This window comes from Methylobacter sp. BlB1 (assembly GCF_015476545.1).
Taxonomy (GTDB): Bacteria; Pseudomonadota; Gammaproteobacteria; order Methylococcales; family Methylomonadaceae; genus Methylobacter.
In genome coordinates this window covers 19795-45136 of sequence record NZ_JADMKV010000014.1, presented here as the reverse complement: position 1 = coordinate 45136, position 25342 = coordinate 19795, and the positions used below count along the sequence as shown (strand labels likewise).

Genomic DNA, 25342 nt, shown 5'->3' with positions numbered 1-25342 from the left:
GGCAGCACAACCATTGGTGGCGCCTATACGAGGCAGGCAGGATCGAGTCCAAAGTTTCATTCCTCAGCCTCGATCCTTACACGGCTTATCTGGAAGCCCTACTTATGCCGATGGCACTGCGCAGGTCGGCCAATGTCGCTACACGCGGCCCATGCAAGGCGGCAATCTGGCCGACATCCAGTTTCAATTTTTGAATGTTCTCGTACAAGTTCACCGAATACGGATTCGGCACAGCCGGCAACGGCGCGTTGGCGGCCAAAGGCGTATAAGCGTCGGCTTCGATCAGGATTTTTTCAGCGGGCAAATAGACCAGCACGAACGCATCATTATGACTATTGTCGGCAAGCGAATGAATCTCGATACTGCGCTTGCCGTCCGTCAGTACGCGTTTGCCGGTAAAGCTTTCAAAGTTCGCTGGCTTGCTTGATTTAGCCAGCCGGTCGGGATGGATGCTGTGCGGATTCGTCCAGATCTTTTGATAATAAGCCTGGTTTGGCTGATGCGTGACGATGGTGGCGCCTTCATCGACAAACGTACGCAAGCCGCCGGCATGGTCAAAGTGGGCATGGGTGTTGATCAGATATTTGATGGGCTTGCCGGGGATAGTTTCCTTCAGCTTGGCGATGACGGCTTGCGAACGTTCCTCATTTAACGGGGCTTCGATCACGACGATGTGATCCGTTTGTTCGATCGCGACACTGTGATGGGTGCCGCCGGTAAGATAATAAACGCCGTTAGCCAGTTTATTGGCATTAACGAGGACTTTGGGTGCCTTGGCGGCTTCCTGAGGCACGCTTATGTCTACTTTAGGATTGGCTTTGACGGATGAGACATTGATGTCCAGCACCGGATAACCGCCTTGATTGCGGACAATGTGGCTGGGGAATTGAATGCCGCCGAAGTCTTTGTAATCGCTATAGTAAGTTTCCACCAACGTATCGCCCAGCACCGGATTGTCTATCCATGTTTTTACACTGGTCAGCTGGTTTTTGGCGTTCAAAGTGCCGACATAACGGTATTTCCCGCCCAGACTGAACGAGACTTCAGCGCCGCCATCCACTGTTTCGGATTTTGCATGATGAGCAAGCGCCGCTTTCAGGAAACCTTGCGGGCTGGCCCAGATTTCTGCGCGGCGTTCCTCGACAGCCGCTGGCTGGGGATTAACGACCGGCGCAGGATTGGCGGCATTGGCGGCAGGCTGGGCCAGATTCCAGGCGGTCGCACCGCTGATGTATTGATCGGCTTTCTGCTCGACCGGCGCCGGACGATTGCGGCCAGGCTCGATGACCTGGCTGCGGGTGATCTGTACTCTGGCGCTGGCTGTATCGTAATCAATGTCGGCAGTGTAGTTTTTGAGATGGAATGGCGGCCATGGCAAATCCGGGTTGGGCGCCTGACCGAATTGATACCAGCGGCCGGTACCTGAAAACTCAATGGATCTCAGTCCGTCTACGCCGGCGGCATCGCTCGCCAAGTGCAGGCTGAGAGGCTGCAATGAACTGCAGCTGCTGGTAGACAATGCCACCGCCAGAGCGGCGGCGGTATAGAGTGATCTGTGCATGTAAACTCCTGTTAATTTTTATGGGCTTGTTGCAGGCCGATTCCTCGGCCTTTTTGCCGTAGCTTGATTTACAACGACTGTAAGTTGATTGTGGAACTGTCCATATCGCAAGACACATGCCACAGGCTGCAGCATGGCGAAACCCTTAAATTGCTCGAGTTCGCTATGAGCTTGAAGATTTCGGCATCGCCAAGGTGTAACCGATGCTGCTTATGTAACAGTATGTGTTGATTTGCTGTTGCTTGAAGAACAATTGCCGCGCGGCAAGTGTAAAAAATCCGCGATTGTGGCGGTTCGGTTGGCGGCACGAAATCTGCTGATACTTAGCCATGACGAAACAGCCTTGATGAACGGTCTGGCATTATTGGCAAGAAATCCTGCGGAGAGACTTTTATGCGTTGCAGTTTATTAATAAAGCGGACTGTTCTTCGACTATTGTCCGGCAATATTCTTATGCATGAATAAATCGCTGTTGGCGTTGCTGTTACTGCTGCTGGTTTCGGGTTGCGTGCCTAAGGACTATTTCAGAACCGAGATTAGTGATGCCCCTTGTTTATCGGCATCGGGCAACAACTGCGGTTCGGCCAATCTGGTGGTCGACAAGCAAGACCATTATATGTTGGGCTTTGTCGAGATCAATGATCGTGGCCGATTTTACGATCAACGACAGGCAGACATATTGTTGAATTGGTTGAAGCACGCGCAGCAACCGCAATACGTAGTGATTTACACTCATGGCTGGCACCATAATGCCAGTGATACCGATAGCAATGTCCGCCGCTTCAGGGACAGCCTGCGTGATATCAAGCGGCGTAATCCGCAATACCAAGTGGTGGGTATTTATGTTGGCTGGCGCGGCGAAATCCTGGATCTGCCCTGGCTGAGATTAGTGACGTTCTGGGATAGAAAAGCGGTCAGCGAGACCATAGGCCGCAGCCAGCTATTGGATTTTCTGTTACAGGTTGAAGCCGTGGTTAAGGGGGATACCAAGGAGCACAACAGATTATTGACGATCGGGCATAGCCTGGGCGCTACGGTAATATTCAATGCTTTGCAACGCGTTTTGTTGCAACGTTTGACTCACGCGGACGGTAGCCAGCCAGTCGGTTTCGGCGATCTGGTGGCGCTGGTCAATCCAGCGTTCGAAGCCAAGCGTTTCAGTAGGATTCGCGCAGTCGCGCAACACTATAAGCGTGAGTCTCCGTTCGCTGACCGACACAATCCGCTACTGCTGATCGCTACGTCGGAGACGGACGCCATGACCAAGACCGCGTTCGCCTGGAGCAGAGCAGTACCTGCCCTGCTCGAATCCGGGCAAGATTTGAATCCGGATGATGAACTGGCAGACGTTTCCAAATGGGAGTTGGACACCACTGCGGTCGGCCATTTCAAACGGTTTATTACGCATCGGCTGGAGTCAAATAGCGCATTTGCAGATGACTGGTCATGCACATCCGGAGCGGATAGTTCGGCTTCCGCCGGTTTGCACCTGAGCCTTCAAGATGATTCGTCTGCGCACGATCCTTACTGGGTGATTCAAGTGGACAAACGCATCATCCCTAATCATGGTTTCATGACGCGCAAGCCTTTCTGGTGTTTTATCGAACAGACAATGAACCTCGTGGCGCGCAATCAAGACTACGCCAGAAATTAAGCCGTTGCCTTGTCTGTGAGTGAGCCCTTAACCGACAGGAATAGTATGAGGGCTCTCTTTACGTTTTTATTTTTTTATTGCCAGCCATGGGCTGGGCTATTTTTGGAAACAAGTGAATGAATTTTCCTATCGCAAATCGAATTGCCAATTTACAACCCTCTGATATCCGTCTGATGACCCGCGAATGCGAGCGGCTGGACGGGATTAATTTAGGACAAGGTTTAGGCGACTTGCCAACACCGCCGATGGTCAGAGAGGGGGCGATCAAGGCCATACAAAACGGCCTCAATACTTATACACCCTCCGAAGGCGTAGCGTCGCTACGGCAGGCCATTGCGAAAAAATTAAAGCGGGACAATGGCCTGGACGTTGATCCTGACCACGAAATCGTTATCAGCTGCGGCACTACCGGCGCCTTTGCGGCGACCTTGACCGCATTGCTCAATCCGGGAGACGGCATTTTGCTGTTGGAGCCTTATTACGGTTATCACCTCAACACGATCCTGTTGAATGGACTGGAACCGCATTTTCTGCCTTTGGCGCCGCCTAAATTCGCGCTGGATGAAACGGCGTTGCGTGCCGCTTTACGTCCCAATACCCGGGCAATGGTGGTTTGTACGCCATCCAATCCCAGCGGAAAAATGTTCAGTGCCGCCGAATTGGCGATTATCGAGCGGGTTGCCGAACAGCACAATCTGCTGATCATCTCCGACGAGATATACGAATACATTACTTATGACGGCCGTCAGCATCTATCACCGGCCTCCATCGGCCGGTTGGGCAAACGCACTGTCAGCATCATGGGGTTTTCCAAGACCTTCAGCATCACTGGCTGGCGGCTGGGCTATGCAGTCGCCGATGCCAGCCTGGCGAAAGCCATCAATCTGGTCAATGATCTGCTATATGTCTGCGCGCCATCCCCATTGCAATACGGAGTCGAGGCAGGCCTGCAAGCTCCGCCGGAGTATTTTGACAAGCTAAGGGCCGAATATCAGCGTAAAAGGGACATCATCTGCCAGGGTTTGGCCGATGCCGGATTGACGCCGCTGATACCGCAAGGCGCATATTATGTATTAGTCGACGTGTCGCATCTGGGCTACCCGACCGCCAAAGCGGCCGCCCTCGCGCTGCTGGAACAGACGGGCGTTGCCGGCATACCCGGCAGTTCGTTTTACCAGGGCCCCCAAGGCGAAGGGCTAATACGTTTTTGTTTTGCCAAAGAAGATGCGGTATTACATGAAGCCGTCGCTCGTCTGAGTAAATTCCGCGCCGGAGCGCCATTGAAAATTAGCCAACCGGCCTAGCTTAAGTTTGTGCCAGTCGAAGGCTGATAATCTCAATGCGCTGGATGTAATTGTGGGAAATCGGCAAAGGATTTCCCGAGCTGATTGATCTCGAAAAGCGCTTCAGGCAAGCTTCCATGCCGGCGCATGCCCGCGCAAAGAGCTGAGGTGCAGTGCAGGAAATGGCTGGATGTTTTCGAAAGCCCGCGCTGCACGCAGTACCAATGCATCATTATACTGAGCCCCGACGATATGCAGGCCTACCGGCAGACCGTTTGCGTCAAAGCCGGCCGGCACCGATGCGGCAGGCTGCTGGGTGAGATTAAAAGGCGACAGGAACGGAGCCTCTGGCGCTGAGCCAACATAAGGCACGGGTTGCGAGGTGACCGGCGTGACCAGCAGGTCGTAACGCTGGTGAAAACGCCGCATCAACACGGCGAGTTCTCCGCGCAGTCGGTTGGCTTCAACGACTTCAGCCAAGGTGTGCCGTTCCGCCTTTTCGAGCGAAGCGCGGATACCAGGATCCAGCAGCGCCAGCCCCACTTCTCCAATATCTCGCCGTAAGCGGGCGGCGCGTTCGGCTGCCAACGCGCCGAGGATGGGCGCAGGATTGGCAAAGCCCGGGTCAACATCCTCGACAATGGCGCCCAACTCGGTCAAGCGGGCCACAGCGCGGTCGACGATAGCCGCAATGCCTGGATCAACTTTAAGGTATCCCAGCGTCCGGCTGTAAGCGATGCGCAGACCTTTCACCCCATCATTGAGATTTGCCGTCCAGTCACGGCCGTCGCTCGGCAAGCTGGTCCAGTCGCGCACGTCGGGCGCGGCAATGACATTCAGCAACAAAGCGGCATCCGTCACAGTGCGGGTAATGGGGCCGATATGGAACAGAGTACCGTTGTGCGCCGCCGGGTAACCGGCCACGCGGCCGTAGCTGGGCTTGAAGCCGAATACGCCGTTTACCGACGCCGGCTGGCGAATCGACCCACCGCCATCGGTGCCTACCTGCAAGGGCCCCAGGCCCAGCGCTGCCGAGACAGCCGCCCCGCCGCTGCTGCCGCCGCTGGCGTATTGGCGATCCCAGGCATTGGGCGTGACGCCTGCCAGCTTCGTCTCGGTGAGGCCTTTCCAGCCGAACTCGGCAGTTTGTGTTTTGCCGAGCAGCACTGCGCCCGATTCGCGCAGCCGCGCGGCGGCGGGACTATCTTCGGTCTGCGGTTTGTCCGATGTGGCCAGACTGCCTTTGCGTGTGGGCAGACCCTGCACATTCAGCAAGTCCTTAAAACCCACCGGCACACCGTCGAGCGCACCTTGCGGCGCACCGCGCTGCCAGCGTAGCTCGGAGGCTATTGCCTGAGCCAGCGCTGCTTCGGCATCGACGACGCGATAGGCATTAAAATGCGGCTGCAACGTAGCGATGCGATCCAGCACCGCTTTGGTCACTTCGACAGGCGACGCCGCCTTGCTGCGGTAGAGTGCGAGCAATTCGTTCGCGCTGAGCTGTGTTAAATCATCGGCCATGAGTGGAATCTCTGTATTTTGTGATGGGTTGATAAGGCAAGGTAAAAATTTTTCCCATCACTAAAGCATTTATCGAGCCAAATTATGATTTAAAGAGTTCCGTGCGATTCATTGAATAAAATCAAGACGGTGATTGCTTAAAAACAAGCAGACTTCAAACACTAACTGTTCGATATCAAGCAATTATTGTGTTTTAAGGCCATAAAATTCGGCTTTTTCCGGTGGCATAAATATTGAAACATACAAAGCGGATATAAAAATCCTCACGCTTCATCTTGCTTTAACTGTACCCAGTATTTGGAAAGTTTTATGGAGAAAAACACAATGACAAACAAATCCTTTACGCAACAATCAACTGAAGCAGACGCAGTTACTTTGGATACGGACAACGTGACTCATGCAACTGCTGCCGCCTCTTTCCCGATCAGCAGGCGGTCATTTATCGGCAAGGCCGGCGCACTCACCGCCGCCGGCGTTCTAGCGCCGGCGCTATCATCGTCGGCCTATGCGGATGATGGGCTCGGATTCGCTGGCGATGACATCAAGCCATCTTCAGGACAAGACTTCGCCAAAAAGTATCACAACGACACATTCGGCACGCTGCATGCCAAGGATTTACGTAAAAAAGCTTTCAAGGCACGCCTGAAAGCGGCTGAAGAGGAATTTAATATCGACATTCCGCCACTTCCAAATAACGGCGATGAGGCGCGTTATCCCGAAAAGATCAGCGTTGCGACCAAAGGTTTGAAGCACGACGCCAATGGACATGTGGATCCCGCTTCTTATGAGTCCTTGCTGAAGGCGCTGAAATCACGCAAACCAGAGGATTTTGAAAAAATCATTCTTGGCGGCACGGCAAAACTGGCTGATCCTCAAGGACCTTTAACGACAGCTCTGGATGGCATCAATAACAGCCAGTTGGCAATTCCCCTGGCCGCAACTCTGGACAGCGCTGAGCTTGCAGCCGATCACATTGAGCTCTACTGGCAGGCCTTGCTTCGCGATGTCCCCTTTTCCGAGTATCGCAATGACACGTCTCACCCATTGGTTTTGGCGGCTGTCAGCGAACTTAACAGCCTTCCTGCATTCAACGGGCCAACTGATAATGGTCGAGTGACGCCGGAAACACTGTTCCGCAGTACAGCGGCGTATGTTGACTATCAGGCGGACCCCACCGGAAAGAAAGGCAACTATGTGATACCGCCCGGAACGCTTGAAGGCCCTTATATTTCTCAATTTTTGTTAAGGCCTCTGCCTGCATGGGGAACCATTGCCGGCCAGCCGCAGCTGCGCCCCATCCAGAAGGCGGGTGAAACCTTTGGAACCGATTTCGACGAATGGCTTGCGATTCGTAACGGCATCAGTACCGGTAAAAGCATCACGCTGGAATCCGGACGGCGTCATCTGATCAACGGCCGCGACCTGGCCACACTGGCCCGAAATACCGGCCCCACCTATCTGCATGTGCTTCAGATTCTTCTCGCTGCCCCCGTCGCAGGCAATCCGCTCGCCGGCGGCATAGGCGCACCGTTCAATCCGGCCAATCCATACGTCAGCTCGAAAACCCAAAATAGCGGCTCGTCGTTTTCGTCGGGCTTCATACAAGGTTTGCTCGCCCTGGCCGCTCCTTTGGCGATCAAAACTTCTTACTATCAGAACTGGTATGTCAACCGGCGCTTGCGACCGGAGGACTATGCCGGCCTTGTCCATAAGGTGCTGGCCAATGGCGCAAATTATCCCATCCACGCTGACATACTGAACTCCGACGCGGTGGCCAGGGTTTATAGCGCTTTTGGCAGCTATCTGTTGCCGCTGGCCAATAATACCGGGGCGCCGACACACCCCGGCTATCCGAGTGGCGCGACCATTTCCGCCGCTACGCCGGTTACGCTTCTGAAAGCATTTTTCGACGAAAACTATGTGATACCGAATCCGGTGCAGGTTGATCCCGATGATCCTACAAAGCTCATTCCTTACACCGGTGCGCCGCTGACTATCGGCGGAGAGCTGAACAAGCTGGTGAACAATATCGGCTACGGCCGTAATTTTAACGGCTTCCATATCCGTTCGGATATTTCGGCATCCCACACACTGGGCGAGGCACTTGCGATCAGCATTCTCAGAGACCAGCGTTATACCTACAATGAAAACTTTGCCGGCTATACTTTCACCAAGTTCGACGGCACTGCTGTAACCGTCTAACCTGAATATTTCACCATGAACGACAGCAGGGATGCAGGAGCAGCATAGCGGTGTGCCGAGGCAGGAAGCGCACCGCTCAAGCTTTGACACATCATTTACAATGGATGCGCCTCCCTTCGACTGCGCTCAGGACAGACCTTACGCGGCGCATTCTCTACTAACATGACAATTACGCCGCACAATCTCAATCAATCTTTTCCAGTGCAGGAGGATTGGCTTTGAATAGCTCTGCTAAAAGCTCAATTTGAGACGAGAATTGAGGCAGCGCCGGAATTTTCCAGGCTTTTCCGACGAATCGGGCCAATAAATTGTTCAGCCAGGGGCGATCTGATTGGGCATGGTGAATAATAAATCGATAGGATTCCCCATCGTGAAAAACAGCAAAGTCCTCCAGATGAACATCAATCGTACCCTCTTCACCATAAAGCCTGGTTTGCACGTAAACTTTCCGTGAATCGACATCGAAATTAAATTTAATTAATTCCGCGATGCCCTTCAGAATTATATTTGAGACCCAGATAATTAATACGTTGGGCGTCAGTTTTATCAATATTTTCAATAGACTGGATTTAATACTCATTTTTTGCTCATTCACTAACTAAGATAAAACGGATAATTTTAATCAATGTTAGCTTGGGTTGATACGAAAAATATTACGAATCTGGGCCCTGCACGCGTTACGCTCGCACCATCTAACTTTATTCGTTAGGTTTTTTGTACGATAAAGTAAACATGGTTTTCCGGATATTGGTCATATTCGAGATGCCTACAGATGCAGCTTGCTTCTGAAACCACTTTTAACAATCGCGGAACTCCCAATGTAGCGTAGTAAACTTCCGGCCCCATATACGAGTCTGTCATTTCATCTGCACTGTCGAGCCCACCCGCCGAAAATATGCAAACCCCGCCACTATTGAGACTTGCAAAAAGCTTTTTTAAAACATGTCCGTGCAGCGTCAGAGGCACATGCCAAATGCTGTCCCATGCCGTTATAAAGTCGTAAGTTCTTGGAATCTCCCAGAGGCATATATCTTCATGATAAAATTTCACGTCCGGATGCCTTCTCTCAGCGCGAACCAACATTTCTTTTGAAATATCAATACCATCAACTTCAAAGCCATACGCTATTAATAGATCGATTAATCGCCCACTGCTCCCGCAACCAACGTCGAGCGCAGTACGCCTTTTTTCCGCAAATCCAATGGCACGTTCGTGCTGAACAATGCCATTATTTCTATTAAATCTATCGCTATCCCAACGATCAGCAATCTGATCATAGGCTTTTCCAATTTCCTGAGGAGTCATAAACGTCCTTAAGCCTAACTTATATGCGAGATCAGGTATTCAATAATCCAATGCATTCGTCGCATCGCTCCAGTTGTTTGTGTTTATGATAGCCATCTCTGTATTCAAGGCCGTAGGTTGTATGGATAAATACGGCACTCAGCCGAAAAACCAAAACTGGTTATATCTTTCATAATAACCCGATTTTAGGCAATAAACTCGGGAATGCTCATCGGTTTCCATCAGCTTCTTTTATGAAGGTCTGCAATGCAATGCTATCCTGACAATCAAAAAACTGCCCGATAAGACCGTTAGGGGCCGGCTCCCTGCCAAGAACAGGTCGGTTTATCAGCAGTTAATGGCTTTAACAGGATAGCTTTGTACTGCTCAACGTCTTCCGAATATTTGCGAAAGGAACCTCTTCAACGATCAGATAGTTATTTCTTGTCCGGTTTTTCCATGTGTCCGCCGAATTGATATCGCATCGCCGAGAGCAGCTTGTCCTGAAAGTCCGATTCGCCGCGCGAACTAAAGCGCTGATAGAGCGCAGTAGAGAGAACAGGCACCGGCACGGCCTCATCTATGGCGGCCTTGATGGTCCATCGCCCTTCCCCTGAATCCGAAACCCGTCCCTCGAATTTTGAGAGTTCGGGATCTTCAACTAAAGAGGCGGCTGTCAGATCCAGCAACCATGACGCAATGACGCTGCCGCGCCGCCAGACTTCGGCAATCTCGTCCAGATTAAAATCATATTGATAGCGCTCGGGATCTCGCAATGGCGTGGTCTCGGCATCTTTGGAATGCTGAAGCTTGCCGATGTTGGCGGCTTTCAGGATGCCCATGCCTTCGGCATAAGCCGCCATGAGGCCATATTCGATGCCATTGTGGACCATCTTTACGAAGTGCCCTGCCCCGCTCGGGCCGCAGTGCAGATAGCCCAGCTCCGCGGTTCCTTCGCTCCGCTCGCGCCCGTGAGTACGCGGAATGCTGCCCGCTCCCGGCGCTAGCGTTCTGAAGATAGGATCAAGGTGCTCGACTACCTCTGGCTCGCCGCCGATCATCATGCAATAGCCGCGTTCCAAGCCCCAGACGCCGCCGCTGGTTCCGACATCGACATAGTGGATGCCTTTGGCGGCGAGCTCATGTGCCCGCCGGATATCATCCGCGTAATAGGAATTGCCGCCGTCAATGATAATATCGCCGGCTTCCAGATACGGCAGGAGATCGGCAATGGCCTGGTTGGTCACCGCCGCCGGCACCATTACCCAAATTGCTCGCGGCTTTTCCAGCTTTGATATCAGGTCTTGCAGCGAACTGCAACCTACTGCCTGCTCCTGAACCATTGCGATGACGGCAGGCTGCGACTGGTCATATACCACGCACTGATGACCATCTCTCAACAGGCGGCGCACCATATTGGCACCCATCCGGCCCAATCCGATCATACCGAGTTGCATCGTCGTTTGTCTGTTCATTAGCGTTTCTCCTAAATTTGTGTAGAAACCGCTGCCAGTTGCTTAAATTATTTACGTGTGCTTCCTATGCATTTCATCCGCTTTTTCCGCAGGATAACGATAATAAAAGGCTCTCAACACATGAACCGCGACCATTCCTGCCTGGTCTTATTTCCGTCTCAATGACTAGCTCTCGTGCAGAAAGGGTCATATCTGCGTTTTAATAAATGCCCATTCTCATTTTTCAGAATATTAACGTTATCCATGGGACACATACGCATTGTGACCATTGAGATTTATCGATTTGATTGGACATTATTCTTCAGGATAGGTGCGCTTTAAGAATGCCGAGTGTAAAAAAAACACCTCGCCAAACTTTATAAATATAAGGAAATGCTGTTTGAAAGCCGAAGGCTTATGATGCCAACTGCCTTTACTGCAAGGCTTTGTTATTTTTTTGAGTTGCCTGTCAATCTTGAGTAGGACGGGTTTGTTTCCATTTCCGGGCCGGTTTAGGATTGATGTGATACTGCTCTAATAGACAGGCGCTTTTTGAGGACCGCGATAATACTTGGTCAAAGTCGGACTTTTGACAGGCGTTTGAAGCGGTTATTGCCGTGCGGCTACAGCCTCTTCCTCTGGCAAAAGTGGTTTTCTTTCATAGATCGACACAGGATCGCCGTCCAGCTTGGTCAGGGCTTCGTTCAGCGTTTGTCGATCAAAATCGGGTATTTGGCCGTTATTGGCTTTCTGGATAAGGCTCAGCGCCAGCTCAAAGCGCTGATCTCGCGTCATTTCCTCGCCTTCCAAATCAGGGTGCGCCTCTATGTAAAGCTTATTATCCAGCCATCCCACCTTGATGGGCTGTTTGACGATGAAAACCGGCGTCCCTACCGGCACCATGTTATAGAGCTGCTCTATATCTTCAGGATAGGTGCGCACACAACCGTGCGTAATCTGCATGCCGATACCGAAGATCTTGTCGATATCGGTGCCATGAATGCGATATTCGCCGGGCAGCGCCAGATGCAGCGAATATAATCCCAGCGGATTATGCGGACCTGGCGGTACGACTGCCGGCAGAGGATCACCGTTGGCTGCATGCTCGCGTCGGATTGATTCAGGCGGATACCAAGATGGATTTTTAACTTTCTGTGAAACTTTAGTTTCGCCCAGCGGCGTTTTCCAGTCCTGCCTGCCAACACCATGCGCATAAGACATCACCTGTCGGGGTACGCCTTTTACTTCCGGCGGATAATAATACATACGATATTCGGAGATATTCAGCGTAATGCCTTTGTGCGGTGTATCAGGCAGAACGCGTCTGTTGGCGATACGGATAATCTCATCCTTTTTGACATGCCAGCGATCCACATCCGGATTCAGGCGCACTATTTCAGTTTGCCCCAGATTAAACTGTCTGGCCACATCCAGCAAGGTCTCTTCTTGCTCTGCCTTGACTAAAGGCACACCATCAGGATATTCGGTGATGACAGTGTCATTGGGATTTTCCGGCCAGTTATAAGTCGTGGCATTGGCTTTGCCACTGATGGCTGATATTACAATCGGCAAGGCAAATAATATACGTAATTTCATAATATAATAATTTTATTAACCATAAAGCCAAGTATAACATCACTTTTTCAATTCTAGGCTTAACGCATAAGCTGATAGTAATAATAGTCAAACAGAATTCAATCTCATGGCTTGTATCGACTACATAACCAATATAATCTTCTTAAACCCAAACTAATGCTTGAAACTGCCAGCCCAAGTGCAGAGTTTTTATAGTATAAGCGCCTGCATTTTTAAGTTGAAGACAATGGGCTGCCGCCATACTTCCCGCTTTGAAAGAGCGTCAGCTCCCATCGTTGCGCTAATTCATCATGCCGCAGGATGTAAATATCGTTTTGACCTCCGCGCACTTTAAAATAACGGTACTCAGGAGCCAGCCAGCGGTCGATTATCTCTTCAATTTCGATGGATTTATCACCCATAAAAAAACGTCGCGGCGTTTCTTCTCCCTTGTAACCGGCATAACACTCCACATGAACTGTTAATGGGCCCGTATTCATGGAATTTTCAACCTATGTCGATACACTACGACCTTATGACAATTCTATCTATTATTTTGCGATGAAAGAACGGTAAATTTCCCAACTATTTTAAGCAATACATTCCTTCAACCTGAACTAAAGCTGAGACGCACCTCAGGCAAGGAATGATTAACCAGCGCATGTATTATTTGGCATTCGCCGTCAACAAAAGATTGATCTGCTCGAGATCATCTATGGTCAGCGTGCTGGCGGCCTGCTTTAACCGGATGCTGTTGATCAGGTAATCATAGCGGCTGCGCGCGTAATCCCGTTTTACCCGGTATAAATTCCGCTGCTCGCTCAAGACCTCCACCATAGTGCGGGTGCCGACTTCATGGCCGGCTTCCGTCGCTTCCAGCGCGCTTTCGGCCGAAACGACCGTGGTTTTCAACGCCTCGACCTGGCCGATGCTGGACATGACGCCCCGGAACGCATCCTTGACCTGCCGTTTGACTGCGCGCTTGGCGGCAATCAGCCGCTCTTTGGCGGCTTCATAGTCATAGTTGGCCTGACGGGTGCGCGAGTTGACCGCGCCGCCTTCGAACAACGGCACATTTAATTGCACGCCGACACTTTGCGTATCGCCGCGGAAGCCGAAGCTGCTGTTCACATCCGAAACGCCGTAAGAAGCGACCAGATCCAGCTGCGGCAGGTGGCCGCTGCGCTGCAGGTCCACCGATTTACGAAAGACTTCTGCCTCGTTCAAGGCCGAAATGATGCTGAAGTTGTTCATTTCCGCTGAATCGCTCCATTTCGCGATATCGGCCGGTTCGGGCTTGGCCAGGGGCAGCTTTTCGCCGAGCGGGTTCAGCTGGGCCTCCGTATCGCCGACGATTTCCCTTAACGCTTCCTTCTGATTATCCAGATTGTTGCTGGCTTCGATTTCTGCGGCGCTGGCCTGATCGAAGGCCGCCTGCGCTTCATGCACATCGGTAACGGCCACCAGGCCGACTTCGAACCGCTGCTTGGCCTGTTCCAGCTGCCGGCCGATAGCGTCTTTTTCCGCCACGGTGAAATCCAGGTTATCCTGGGCCGATAAGACATTGAAATAAGCCTCGCTGATCTTGACCATCAGATTCTGCAGCTCCGCCTGATAGGAAGCTTCCGCCTGGGCAATCTGATTGTCGGACTGGCTGAGCTGTATCCAGTGCTCCCAGTGAAACAAAGGCTGGGCCAGATTCAGGTCAAAACGATGGTCCCAGTATTCCTGGTTGACTTGAGCGCCCTGGAAAGTAAAGCCGCTTTTCTTGGCTTTTCTATTATGCAGCCAATCTCTGCTGCTGGTCCCCGTGGCGGAAAGATTGGGCAGAAAACGGGCAATGCTTTGGTCCCTTAATTCACCTGTCGAGAGCTGGTTAGCCAGGGCTTCCTTTAGAACGGGGTCATTTTGCAGGCCCAGTTCGTAGGTTTCCATCAGATTTTGGGCTTGTAACGGCGAAGCGCTGGCTAAAACAATCATTAAACCTAAGGCTTTTTTTGATAAGGAGCGTCTTGTCATATCTTCTTGTTATAAATTTAGACAGGATTGTTTATTTCTGGTCCTGCCGACTGTATGTCAGGCGTCTGGAATTTGCTTGAAGTCCGGCCAGAATGGATATTGATCTGCTCTGATGACAATGGCCCGGCAGGTATTCCGGTCTTCTTCCTTGCCCCCTACTCATCAACACTATCCTTTCTTAATCAAACCGTAAAATGGTCGCTAATAATACCAGATTTCCCTGTTCATATTTTGCTTTATCCATCACAGTGCACAGGTTTTTGCGAGACTGTCTGGGCATGACTGTTATCTGGATATTCGGTATAGCGGGAATCGCCCGAGTTACTTGCCTTTCTGCCTATCGGCAGCGTGCAATGCGAGTATCGCATCTGCGAACAGAATGTGGATACCCTATTGCGCTTCGGGATTTGTGAAACTGGCCGGCATCTATAACTCTAGCTTGAGTTATAATGCTCCGAACCCAATGACTCAGCCATAGAGCCACCGTGTAACTCTTACCTGCGGAGATTATCTGTCATGACGACACCCAGATTCCTTTCCTTCAGTTTATCGAAACAGCGCGGCATCGGCCGTGGCGCCTTACTAACAGCCGTTTTTGCCGTGCTGGTCATTTCGACCGGCCTGGTGTACCTGCGGGCCGCGCCCAAGCCCACGGAAGCCGGCCAAACGCAGCCGGTGGCGGCATTATCAGTGACCCGGGCCGCGCCGCAATGGCGGCAGTGGTCGGCGACGATCGAGGCGGCAGGCACCATTGCGCCTTGGCAGGAGGCCGTCATCGGCGCCCAGCTGTCGGGCGTGCGCTTGACCGAAGTGCGGGCCAATGTCGGCGATGCGGTCAAACGCGGCCAGCTGCTGGCGCGCTTCGATGACGACATGCTCATCGCCGATATGGCCCAGCTCAAGGCCAATCTGGCCCAGGCTCAGGCCACGGCGGCGCAGGCCGAAACCAACAAGCAGCGGGTGCTAAAGCTGGTGAACAACGCCGGCAGCCTGAGCCAGCAGGAGATCCTGCGCTATGAAACCGAAGCGGAAACGTCCCGCACCCAGGTCGAAGCGGTCAAGGCCCAGCTGGCGGCCAAACAGCTGCAATTAAAATACACCCAGGTATTGGCGCCGGACGACGGCGTGATCAGTGCCCGTCAGGCGACGCTAGGCACGGTGGCGGCCAGCGGCCAGGAACTGTTCAGGCTGATACGCCAGAACCGCCTGGAATGGCGCGGCGAACTGACGGCCGCGCAAATGGCGCAAATCCGGCCCGGCCTGCACATCAATCTTAGCCTGCCGGACGGCAGCCGTGCCGAAGCCGCTTTACGGCAACTGGCCCCTACCCTGGACCCTCAATCCCGCCTGGGCATCGTCTATGCCGACCTGGCGCCGGGAAGCAAGGCGCGATCCGGCATGTATGCCGCCGGCCAGGTGCTGCTGACCGAGAGCCCGGCGCTGACCGTACCGGCCGCCAGCGTGGTGATCCGCGACGGCCGCAGTTATGTGCTGAAACTGCAAAACGACAATCCCGTCACGCCGGTCGGCTTGCAGCCGGTCGACACCGGTCGCCGGCAAGGCACCGAGATCGAGATCGTACAAGGCCTGCATGAAGCCGACCACGTCGTGGTTGAAGGCGCAGGCTTTCTGAACGACGGCGATCTGGTGCAGATCGTCCAGGAACAGAACAAGCTCGCCGGCAATGAGGTTAAACGATGAATCTGGCAACCTGGTCCATACGCAACCCGATACCGGCCATCTTATTGTTCATACTGCTGACGCTGGCCGGATTGCGCGGTTTTCAACAGCTGCCTATTCAAAGCCTGCCGGACCTTGACCTGCCCGGCATCAGCATCAAGCTCAGCCAGCCCGGCGCGGCGCCGGCGCAGCTGGAAACTGAAGTAGCACGCAAGGTCGAAGACTCCATCGCTACCCTATCGGGCATCAAGCACATACGCACTTCGATCACCGACGGCCTGGTGCAAATCACTGCCGAATTCGAGCTGGAGAAGAAACTGTCGGACGCCTTGATCGAAACCAAGGATGCCGTCGACCAGGTGCGTTCGGACTTGCCGACCAGCGTGCAGCAGCCCAGCATTAGCGCCATCAACGTCGGCGGCGCGCCGACGCTGACCTATGCGATTGCCTCTTCGCGGCTGGACGAGGAGGCCTTGTCCTGGTTTATCGACGATACCGTTAACAAAACTCTGTCCAGTGTGCGCGGCGTCGGCCGCTTCGAGCGTCTGGGCGGCGTGCAGCGCGAGGTCCAGGTGGAAGTCGATCCGGTGCGCATGGCAGCGCTGGGCGTGACGGCCACCGATGTGTCCCGGGCGCTGAAACAGGTGCAGCAGGAGTCTTCCGGCGGACGCGGCAATCTCGGTCTGGCCGAACAATCGTTCCGGACCTTGGCGACGGTACGCCAAGCCTCGGAATTGGCAGCCTTGCCGATAACGCTGGGCAACGGGCGCGACGTGCGCCTGGATCAGATCGCCACGGTCAGGGATACGGTGGCCGAGCGTACCCAGTTAGCCATGCTGGACGGCAAGCCGGTGATAGGCTTCAATATTTACCGCGCCAAAGGCCATGATGAAAGCCGCATCGCCGAAGGCGTGCAACAAGCATTGCAACGTTTGCAGCAGGCCGATCCGACCATCAGCGTGACCTTGATTTCTGGTTCGGTGGCTTATGCGCTGGAACAGTATCAGGGTTCGATGACAATGCTGTACGAAGGCTCGGTGCTGGCGGTGCTGGTGGTGTGGTGGTTCCTGCGCGACTGGCGGGCGACGCTGGTGTCTGCTTCGGCTCTGCCATTATCGATACTGCCGACCTTTGCGGCGATGTATTGGCTGGATTTTTCCCTGAACATGCTGACCTTGCTGTCACTGGCTATTGTGGTCGGCATCCTGGTAGACGATGCCATCGTCGAAATCGAAAACATCGCTCGTCATGTGCAGATGGGCAAAACGGTACGCCAAGCCGCCGCCGAGGCGGTCAATGAAATCGCGCTGGCGGTGATTGCCACTACGCTGACCTTAGTGGCGGTATTCATGCCGACGGCATTGATGAGCGGCATTTCCGGGATGTTTTTCAAGCAATTCGGCTGGACGGCCGTGGTGGCGGTGTTGGCCTCGCTGCTGGTGGCGCGGTTGCTGACGCCGGTGCTGGCGGTATTTCTGCTCACTGATCGCCAACATCCGGTGGCGGCAGACGGCGGGCTGATGCGGTTTTATCTGCAGACCGTGCGCTGGACGCTGGATCGGCGCAAGACCACCATGGCATTGGCAACGCTGTTCTTCATTGCCTCCTGTGCGTTGTTGCCGTTGATTCCGTCCAGCTTTGTGCCGGCTGCCGATCGCGACCATACGTTGGTACGTTTCGAATTGCCGCCGGGCAGTTCAATCACCGATGCCGGCCGGGTGGCCGAAGCCATGCGGGTGGCGCTGCAACCGATCCCCGGCATCAGCCATCTGTTCACGGCGATCGGCAGCAGCCGGCCGGGCAACGGTATGATCCGGGCCGGCGAAGTACGTGAAGGCTCGATGACGCTGACGTTGAACGAACGCGATCAAAGACCCTCGCAACTCGTCATCGAAAAGGCGGTACGCCAAGCTTTGAAGAATGTTGCCGGCGCCCGTTTCACCATCGGCATCGGCGGGCCGGGCGAAAAAATGTCGCTGATTCTGTCCAGCGATAATGTCGCGGCGCTGAAAGCCAGCGCTCAGGCCTTGGAACGGGATCTGCGCAGCCTCGGCACCCTGAGCGGCATTACCAGCACCGCCAGTCTGGAACGGCCGGAAATCGTGATTCGGCCTGACTGGCGGCGCGCCGCCGAACTGGGCGTCACCGCGGAGCTGATCGGCGAGACCGTGCGCATCGCCACCATCGGCGATTTCGACGCGCAGCTGGCCAAGCTCAACCTGGATAACCGGCAGCTCGGGATTCGGGTGCGCATGGCCGATGCTGCCCGCCGGGACCTGCAGGTGCTGTCCAATCTGCGGATCAAGTCCGCCAATGGTCTGATACCGTTGTCCAGCGTCGCCGAGTTGTCGCTGGCCGGAGGCTCGGTGCAGGTGGATCGTTACGACCGCCGCCGTTTCGTCGTCATCAACGCCGATCTGGGCGGACTGTCATTAGGCAAGGCGCTGGCCGACGCCAAGGCGCTGCCGGCAGCGAAAAACCTGCCGGCCGGCGTCAAGCTGATTTCGACCGGCGATGCGGAAATCATGGAAGAGATGGCCAGCGGTTTCGGTTTCGCGATGCTGACGGGCCTGCTTTGCGTGTTCTGCGTGCTGGTGCTGCTGTTCAAGGATTTCTTCCAGCCGCTGACCATCCTGTCGGCGATTCCGCTGTCGATGGGCGGGGCATTTATCGCGCTGCTGCTCACTGGCGGCGAGATGAACATTTCATCGACGATAGGGTTGATCATGCTGATGGGCATCGTCACCAAGAACTCGATTCTGCTGGTGGAATACGCGCTGTCAGCCAGGCGCGACCACGGTTTATCTCAGCATGAGGCCCTGCTGGATGCCTGCAGGAAGCGCGCCCGGCCCATCATCATGACCACCGTGGCGATGGTGGCCGGCATGTTGCCGATTGCCCTGGGTTTAGGCGCCGACGCCGGCTTCAGGCAGCCGATGGCGATCACGGTGATCGGGGGCCTACTCAGTTCCACACTGCTCAGCCTGCTGGTGGTACCGGTGGTGTTGACCTATGTCGATGGTTTGCAGCAGTTGCTCCGGCGCGGTAAACGGAATCAGCCGGCCGGTGACGGCAATGAGGAAAAATTGGCCGGCAGCAGCGCCACTTTATCTGTGCATTAAGCGCTGGCATAGGCGTTCAATGGCAATTTGCGCGCGTCGCCTATGCGGTTACTTTCACTATTAACTAGCTAAATTATGAAAATTGGAATTCAAACTTGGGGATCAAACGGTGATGTGCGTCCACTTCTGGCATTAGCGGACGGTTTGCAAAAAGCCGGTCATCAAATTACTTTAGCCGCTACCAGTGTCGATAATCAAAGTTATCAGGGAATCTGTGACCAGTTGGGGATCGCCTATCGGCAAATACCTGAACGGATAGATTTCGATCTGGAGGACTTTAGCAAACGCTCCCTTCACATGAACTCTTTGCAATGGCTGCGGATCTTGTTCAACGAAGCGTTTTTTCCGTTTGAACAGGCCATTTATGAAGCAGCGCAAGCATTGGTTGCTGAAAACGACTATGTCATCGGCCGTCATATCCTTTATCCATTGAAATTGGCAGCGCTTCAACAGAGCAAGCCGTTTTTCAGCGTGAATTTCTGCCCTTCCGCCATACCCAGCGGGCAGTTTGCACCGACCGGCGCACCCAGTTTAGGTCGATATCTCAACCCGCTCTACTGGAAGCTGTTGGATGTGGCAGGAAATTGGGCTTTCAAACAACCATTGACGCGATTGTGGCGTTCGGTAGGACAAACGCCACCCGCTAATGTTCTCACTGAACTGTTAACATCGCAGCAGCTCAATCTGGTAGCGGCCGATCCGTTGTTTTGTATTGGCAGTGAAGAATGGCAACCTTTCAACAAAATCTGCGGGTTTCTCGAATTTACCGAAGATGCACAGCGTTGGGCATTGCCGGATAGCTTGCAGGCATTTCTGGATCAAGGACCTGCTCCCGTGTACATGACACTGGGTAGTTTTCAACAGTCAGTTCCAGAATGGAGTATGGATTTATTTTTGCAAGCCGCTGATCTGACGGGCTGCCGCGCGATTATTCAGACTAGTGATGATCGCTATCCATCAGATAGCCAGACAGGAAACATCTATTTCATCGGCAAACATCCGCATCAGCCGGTCTTCAAGCATTGTGCGGCAGTTGTACATCATGGCGGTGCCGGAACGACTCATGCCGCTACCCGCGCCGGTTGTCCGTCGATAGCAATTCCGTTCATGGATGAACAGATGTTTTGGGGAAGGCGGCTTCATCAACTAGGATTGGCGGTTAAACCACTGCCGGCCCAAAAAGTGACGGCACAAGCCCTAGCCAATGCCATTAGCGCTACGTTATCGGCCACGGGTTATCGAAACCGTGCCCAACAAGCAAGCCAAACAATGCAAGTCAATGATGGTGTAGCTAAGGCAATTGAACTTCTGCAGCCCTATATTCGCTGAAAATCCTGGGGCCGGCATGTAAACGAACTTAAGCTCTTCAAGAGCCTGCAGGTCGTGCGGTCAAACTTATAGGTCCTCCTCGCGCTCCTGCTCTCATGCAATGGCGGCCCACCTCTACTCTGCATCAAGATCAACCGTTGGCACGCAGTATCGTCTTGTTCTAGTCTCTGAGATTATCCCATTTGGGATTCTCCAGACCATTGCTCAAATTTCAAAGAATCCAATCGAAAGCCTGATAGCTCATACTTGAGCACTCCCGGTATTAACCGGGAGTTTATCATGGCTAATTATCAATCGCCGATCTGACAGCTGTTAATCTGCCTCATCCAAATGTAGCGCATCGTGTAGTTTTCCAGACATATCTGACTGGAATTGGCCAGCAGTATATATTCTATTGGCTTGAATAGGAGGCGCTAGCACTCCATCCTATACAATTACGCAACTTCAGAGGCAAGCTCTTCGGGCTCAATGGTGTCCGATTTCTCCGACGCCATCCAACTTTGCAGGATAGCCGCCACTTTATGTGCGTTTTTCTGATCCAGCATGCTGAAATGATCGCCAGGTACATGGACATGCACAAAAGGCCGTTTGGATAAACGTTTCCATTGTGCGACGGCACGCTCTAATACCAGCAACTCGATAGTGGCATCGAAGCGGCGCTCCTCAGCCTGAATAAACAGAATTTGCTGCACCGGAACGCCATCCAACTGATAGCTCATGCGGACTTGGGCCTTGGAGATGTTCATCAGGCCGCGTACCATGTTCAAGCCGGCGTTTTCACGCACGACACCCAGTTCAACCAGATGCGGCCTGATCAGCTTGAGCTGCTCTTCCTCGGCCAAACCTTCCAGCGCTTCGGCATCAATGGTGATTTCTCGGCCATAGACATAAGCCAGTGCTTTCAGGGACTGGACATTCAACGCTGCATCGGTAGCGTCACTACCGGAGGGTATGCCCGAATCCAACAAGGCGACAAACCCCACTTCGCGACCGGCCTCTTCCAGACGTTTCGCCATCTCAAACGCTACACAGCCACCGAACGAGTGACCTACCAGATAATAGGGCCCTATGGGCTGGATTTCCAGCATCAGATCGAGGTAATAGGCAGCCATCGCCTCAATGGTGGCATGAGGCTCACTGCAACCGTCCAAGCCATATGGCTGAAAGGCGTAGACTGGACGCTCTCGCCCCAAAGCCACAGCCAGGTGATAAAGAGAGTGGCATTGTCCGCCTACGCCAGGCACACAAAATACCGGCGAACCGGAGCCGCCTGCGTATAATTTTACCACTGGCTCCCATATTTCTTCCGTAGGATCGTCCGAGACCAAGCGCGCCAGTTGCTCGATGGTCGGTGCTTTGAATAACGACACCAGAGGCAATTGCTTGCCAAGCTCGGCTTCAATTTTCGCTATCATTTGTACCGCTTGCAGCGAGTGTCCGCCCAATTCGAAAAAATTGTCGTCGATGCTCAAATCATCCTGTCCGAATATGGATTGCCAAATCTGGGTGATTTGCAGCTCATGCTGATTGCGCGGCGCGATGGCTACCCTGTCTTGCCTCAAGCCGATATCCACTGGCAGCGCCTTGCGATCCAATTTACCGTTAGGACTCAAAGGAAACGTCTCCAGCCAGACGAAGACTGCTGGCACCATATAGTCGGGTAGTCGCTCGCCCAGATAACTGCGCAAGGACATCGCCGCCAGTGTAGTCTCGGCACTGTAATAGGCGATCAGCCTTGGATCACCTGTAGGGCTTTCCCGGGTCACCACTGCCGCTTCGCGCACATCCGGATGGCTGGCCAGTTGCGCCTCAATCTCGCCCAGTTCGATGCGGAAACCGCGGATCTTGACCTGGAAGTCGTTGCGCCCCAGGTATTCGAGCGTACCGTCCGCTTGCCAGCGCCCCAGATCGCCGGTACGGTACAGCCGGGCACCTGGCTTCCCGAACGGGTCCGGTACAAACCGCTCAGCGGTCAGATCGGGGCGATCCAAGTAGCCCCGTCCCACTTGCACGCCACCGATGAAAATTTCCCCCTCCACACCGGTTGGAGTCGGTTCGCCCCGCTCGTCCAAAATGTAAATTTGCGTGTTGGCAATCGGCCGTCCAAGCGGAATGCTCGTGCCCGAAAAATCCGGAGTGTACGCCCAAGCAGTAACGTCCACCGCCGCTTCGGTTGGCCCGTAAAGATTGTGCAAACCGGCATGCGGCAATCGCTCGTGGAATCGTCGCGCAAAAGGTTCCGGCAAGGCCTCGCCACTGCACATCACGCGCACCAGGCTGGAGCAGGTGGACGCCTCAGAATGCTCGAGAAACACTTGCAGCATCGACGGCACAAAGTGCAATGTTGTGATGTTGTTTTGCCGAATGACATCTACGAGATAAGAGGGGTCTTTGTGCCCGCCCGGGCGCGCCATGACCAGTCGAGCGCCAGTGAGCAAAGGCCAGAAGAACTCCCAGACTGAGACATCGAAACTGAATGGGGTCTTCTGCAATACCATATCCTGAGCTGTCAGCTTATAGGTATTTTGTTTCCAAATGAGTCTGTTCACCACGCCTCGGTGCTCATTCATGGCCCCCTTGGGCTGTCCGGTGGAGCCCGAGGTGTAGATGACATAGGCTAAATGTCGAGGAGTCAGGCCAACTGAAGCAGGATCAGGATTTTCAACGGACTGATGCGCCCACTGCCCCGCCTCGGCGAGATCAACCACCGGCACTTCCGGAGCGGCGGCGAGAAAATTTGCGGCTAAATTGCCCAAGGTCAATAGCGCCTGCGGTGCACTATCAGTGAGCATATAGGCCAATCTATCTTCCGGATACGAAGGATCCAGCGGCACATAGGCTCCGCCGGCCTTGAGTACCGCCAACAATCCTACCACCATTTCAAAGCTGCGTTCCAGGCAGATTGCCACGCGTGCCTCCGGCTTTACACCCAAACTGCGCAGGTGGTGGGCCAGCCGGTTGGCACGGTTGTTCAGCTCGACATAGGTCAGCTGCTGGTCTTCGAACACCACCGCCACCGCACTCGGTGTATTGCGCACTTGCGCCTCGAACAGTTCGTGAATGCAGCGGTACTGCGGATAATCGGCTTTTGTAGCGTTCCAGCCAATTAGCAAGCGTTGACGCTCCGCTGGAGTCAGGATGTCGATATGACTGATAGGCTGATCTGCATCGCAAATCATGCTCTCGATAAATTTTACTAAACGCTCCTGATGCTCGGCTAATTCTTCAATGCAATAAAGAGCGGAGTTGGCGTCAAAATCGATACAGAGGCCCTGGTCATCGCCACGGTCATACACAAAGACAGCGAGGTTTTCGGCCGAAGCGTTCGAGAGGTTGTGCGGGGTGACCGGATAGCCTGCCAAGCGCAGATCGTAGTCGAAGGGCTCGATGTTGACGACCGTTGAAAACAGATGTTGGCTTTGAGCCACCATCAAATGCAAGTCGCGCCGCAAGTCTTCGTAACGGTAGGACTGGTGGCGCAAAACTTGGCGGACTTCCTTGCTGACTTGACCGAGCAGTTCAGCCACACTCAGGTTCGGCGTCATCGCCAGCCGCAGCGGCAACACATTCGCCATCATACCGGGCACCCGCCGTACACGAGAATTGGCGCGCCCTGTGACCGTCATGCCGACCACCAGATCCTCCATGCCGGTTATCCGGTACAAATAAGCTGCGATGCTGGCAATCATGAGCTGAGGCAGGCTAACGCCGGACGCGCGCGCAAACCTGCGCAGTAAGCTCGCGCTATCGGCTGAGAGATGAATCGTCTGGCGGAGCGGACTGCCAACATTCGGCGAGTGCCGGGTTGCAAGGCTGACAGGTTTCGGCCGGTCGGCAAAACGCTGCATCCAATATTCGCGGTCGCGTGTGAAGCGCGTCGAATTGCGATAAGCTTTTTCTTCTTCGAACAAAATATTCAAAGAACCAAACGCATCGTCATCGGATGCGGGGCGCTTTTCGACCAAAGCGTTATAGAGGCTGGCGACGCGACGAGTCATGAGGCCACCGCTATAGCCATCCAGGATGATATGGTGGCAGCAGTGATACCAGATGAAGTGTTCGGGTGTCAGCTTGAACAAGGCTGACACCCAGAGAGGGCCAACCAATAGGTCGACCGGTTTGGCGCATTCGGCCTTCATCCAGCACCATGCAGCTTCTCGCGGGTCAGCTTCGGCGCTGACATCGAAAAACGGGATTTGTCCGTCAAAAGTGGGGGCGATAGTCAATTTCGGCCCGTCTTGCGTTTCGATCAGACGTAGCCGCACCGATTCAGCCTCCATGGCCGTCTGTCGCAACGCGGTCTCGAACAACACGGGATCGATCGGGCCATGGATTTCTATAGCTTCGGCAATATTAAATGTCGAGTCCGGCGAAATTAGCTTTTGCATGAACCACATGCCGGACTGTGCGGTTGACAACGGGAATGTCAGCCCGCTATAAGCTTTGCTATCCGTTGAGGGTTGTTCTTGGTCTTTCGGACGTTGAGTTTCATACATAATTTTTCTTTTTACTTGTGATTCAGTGAGTCTTTCGCCAATAGGCAGTTATTTTATGGTGCACAATGAGGGTAATCGTTCTTCATTATCCAGTATCTTCATCATTTAAAAGATGTTGCGATTCTGGTTGCCTTCGCGACAGCGTGATCGTAGCGCTCGACA

The 25342-nt window shown here is 53.7% G+C and carries 16 protein-coding genes; 7 read left to right on the top strand and 9 right to left on the bottom strand.

What is annotated here, in order from left to right; all coding sequences use genetic code 11:
- Positions 1-85: 85 nt before the first annotated feature.
- Positions 86-1561, bottom strand: a complete 1476-nt coding sequence (locus IT781_RS07610; protein ID WP_194969546.1) for an MBL fold metallo-hydrolase — start codon at positions 1559-1561, stop codon at positions 86-88.
- 238 nt (positions 1562-1799) lie between these two features.
- On the opposite strand from IT781_RS07610, the gene IT781_RS07605 reads away from it, so the two are divergent.
- From IT781_RS07605 to IT781_RS07595, 3 genes are all read left to right on the top strand, one after another.
- The gene (locus IT781_RS07605) at positions 1800-1973 is read left to right on the top strand and encodes a hypothetical protein (protein ID WP_194969545.1); all 174 of its coding nucleotides are present in this window, start codon (positions 1800-1802) and stop codon (positions 1971-1973) included.
- Positions 1974-2018: 45 nt separating this feature from the next.
- On the top strand, positions 2019-3215 hold the full coding sequence (locus IT781_RS07600) for a hypothetical protein (RefSeq protein ID WP_194969544.1): 1197 nt from the start codon (positions 2019-2021) through the stop codon (positions 3213-3215).
- 116 nt (positions 3216-3331) lie between these two features.
- A complete protein-coding gene (locus tag IT781_RS07595) occupies positions 3332-4519 on the top strand; it encodes a pyridoxal phosphate-dependent aminotransferase (protein ID WP_194969543.1) in 1188 nt (395 codons plus the stop codon).
- Positions 4520-4621: 102 nt separating this feature from the next.
- Here the strand turns inward: IT781_RS07595 and IT781_RS07590 are convergent, their stop codons facing one another.
- Positions 4622-6019 carry an amidase gene (locus IT781_RS07590; protein ID WP_194969542.1) on the bottom strand — a complete coding sequence of 466 codons (1398 nt, stop codon included), beginning with the start codon at positions 6017-6019 and terminating at the stop codon, positions 4622-4624.
- Positions 6020-6343: 324 nt separating this feature from the next.
- On the opposite strand from IT781_RS07590, the gene IT781_RS07585 reads away from it, so the two are divergent.
- The gene (locus IT781_RS07585; protein ID WP_194969541.1) at positions 6344-8221 is read left to right on the top strand and encodes a twin-arginine translocation signal domain-containing protein; all 1878 of its coding nucleotides are present in this window, start codon (positions 6344-6346) and stop codon (positions 8219-8221) included.
- Between the two features lie 184 nt (positions 8222-8405).
- Here the strand turns inward: IT781_RS07585 and IT781_RS22830 are convergent, their stop codons facing one another.
- The 6 genes from IT781_RS22830 to IT781_RS07555 all read right to left on the bottom strand — a co-directional run bounded on the left by IT781_RS22830 (position 8406) and on the right by IT781_RS07555 (position 14514).
- Positions 8406-8660 carry a hypothetical protein gene (locus tag IT781_RS22830; RefSeq protein ID WP_370526960.1) on the bottom strand — a complete coding sequence of 85 codons (255 nt, stop codon included), beginning with the start codon at positions 8658-8660 and terminating at the stop codon, positions 8406-8408.
- 266 nt (positions 8661-8926) lie between these two features.
- Entirely contained in the window at positions 8927-9526 is a 600-nt protein-coding gene (locus IT781_RS07575; protein WP_194969540.1) for a class I SAM-dependent methyltransferase, read from the bottom strand.
- Positions 9527-9942: 416 nt separating this feature from the next.
- A complete protein-coding gene (gene gnd / locus IT781_RS07570; protein ID WP_228778994.1) occupies positions 9943-10980 on the bottom strand; it encodes a phosphogluconate dehydrogenase (NAD(+)-dependent, decarboxylating) in 1038 nt (345 codons plus the stop codon).
- A 588-nt stretch (positions 10981-11568) separates the two neighbouring features.
- Positions 11569-12555: a L,D-transpeptidase family protein gene (locus IT781_RS07565; protein ID WP_194969539.1), complete on the bottom strand. Its 987-nt coding sequence runs from the start codon at positions 12553-12555 to the stop codon at positions 11569-11571.
- Between the two features lie 212 nt (positions 12556-12767).
- Complete coding sequence (locus IT781_RS07560) at positions 12768-13034, bottom strand: hypothetical protein (protein WP_194969538.1); 267 nt, start codon at positions 13032-13034, stop codon at positions 12768-12770.
- 166 nt (positions 13035-13200) lie between these two features.
- The gene (locus tag IT781_RS07555; RefSeq protein ID WP_228778993.1) at positions 13201-14514 is read right to left on the bottom strand and encodes a TolC family outer membrane protein; all 1314 of its coding nucleotides are present in this window, start codon (positions 14512-14514) and stop codon (positions 13201-13203) included.
- A 555-nt stretch (positions 14515-15069) separates the two neighbouring features.
- Between IT781_RS07555 and IT781_RS07550 the strand changes: the two genes are divergently transcribed.
- The 3 genes from IT781_RS07550 to IT781_RS07540 all read left to right on the top strand — a co-directional run bounded on the left by IT781_RS07550 (position 15070) and on the right by IT781_RS07540 (position 20684).
- Positions 15070-16254 carry an efflux RND transporter periplasmic adaptor subunit gene (locus IT781_RS07550; RefSeq protein WP_194969536.1) on the top strand — a complete coding sequence of 395 codons (1185 nt, stop codon included), beginning with the start codon at positions 15070-15072 and terminating at the stop codon, positions 16252-16254.
- Complete coding sequence (locus IT781_RS07545) at positions 16251-19355, top strand: efflux RND transporter permease subunit (RefSeq protein WP_194969535.1); 3105 nt, start codon at positions 16251-16253, stop codon at positions 19353-19355. The genes IT781_RS07550 and IT781_RS07545 overlap by 4 nt, the downstream gene beginning before the upstream one ends.
- A 75-nt stretch (positions 19356-19430) precedes the next feature.
- Positions 19431-20684 carry a glycosyltransferase gene (locus IT781_RS07540; protein ID WP_194969534.1) on the top strand — a complete coding sequence of 418 codons (1254 nt, stop codon included), beginning with the start codon at positions 19431-19433 and terminating at the stop codon, positions 20682-20684.
- A gap of 434 nt (positions 20685-21118) precedes the next feature.
- Here the strand turns inward: IT781_RS07540 and IT781_RS07535 are convergent, their stop codons facing one another.
- Entirely contained in the window at positions 21119-25180 is a 4062-nt protein-coding gene (locus IT781_RS07535) for a non-ribosomal peptide synthetase (RefSeq protein WP_194969533.1), read from the bottom strand.
- Positions 25181-25342 lie beyond the last annotated feature (162 nt).

What these genes read in the sequence shown, in the direction of transcription:
- IT781_RS07610 (WP_194969546.1), bottom strand. Translation starts at nt 1,561, where the DNA reads ATGCACAGATCACTCTATACCGCCGCCGCTCTGGCGGTGGCATTGTCT.
- IT781_RS07600 (WP_194969544.1), top strand. Translation starts at nt 2,019, where the DNA reads ATGAATAAATCGCTGTTGGCGTTGCTGTTACTGCTGCTGGTTTCGGGT.
- IT781_RS07595 (WP_194969543.1), top strand. Translation starts at nt 3,332, where the DNA reads ATGAATTTTCCTATCGCAAATCGAATTGCCAATTTACAACCCTCTGAT.
- IT781_RS07590 (WP_194969542.1), bottom strand. Translation starts at nt 6,019, where the DNA reads ATGGCCGATGATTTAACACAGCTCAGCGCGAACGAATTGCTCGCACTC.
- IT781_RS07585 (WP_194969541.1), top strand. Translation starts at nt 6,344, where the DNA reads ATGACAAACAAATCCTTTACGCAACAATCAACTGAAGCAGACGCAGTT.
- IT781_RS07575 (WP_194969540.1), bottom strand. Translation starts at nt 9,526, where the DNA reads ATGACTCCTCAGGAAATTGGAAAAGCCTATGATCAGATTGCTGATCGT.
- gnd (WP_228778994.1), bottom strand. Translation starts at nt 10,980, where the DNA reads ATGAACAGACAAACGACGATGCAACTCGGTATGATCGGATTGGGCCGG.
- IT781_RS07565 (WP_194969539.1), bottom strand. Translation starts at nt 12,555, where the DNA reads ATGAAATTACGTATATTATTTGCCTTGCCGATTGTAATATCAGCCATC.
- IT781_RS07560 (WP_194969538.1), bottom strand. Translation starts at nt 13,034, where the DNA reads ATGAATACGGGCCCATTAACAGTTCATGTGGAGTGTTATGCCGGTTAC.
- IT781_RS07555 (WP_228778993.1), bottom strand. Translation starts at nt 14,514, where the DNA reads ATGATTGTTTTAGCCAGCGCTTCGCCGTTACAAGCCCAAAATCTGATG.
- IT781_RS07550 (WP_194969536.1), top strand. Translation starts at nt 15,070, where the DNA reads ATGACGACACCCAGATTCCTTTCCTTCAGTTTATCGAAACAGCGCGGC.
- IT781_RS07545 (WP_194969535.1), top strand. Translation starts at nt 16,251, where the DNA reads ATGAATCTGGCAACCTGGTCCATACGCAACCCGATACCGGCCATCTTA.
- IT781_RS07540 (WP_194969534.1), top strand. Translation starts at nt 19,431, where the DNA reads ATGAAAATTGGAATTCAAACTTGGGGATCAAACGGTGATGTGCGTCCA.
- IT781_RS07535 (WP_194969533.1), bottom strand. Translation starts at nt 25,180, where the DNA reads ATGTATGAAACTCAACGTCCGAAAGACCAAGAACAACCCTCAACGGAT.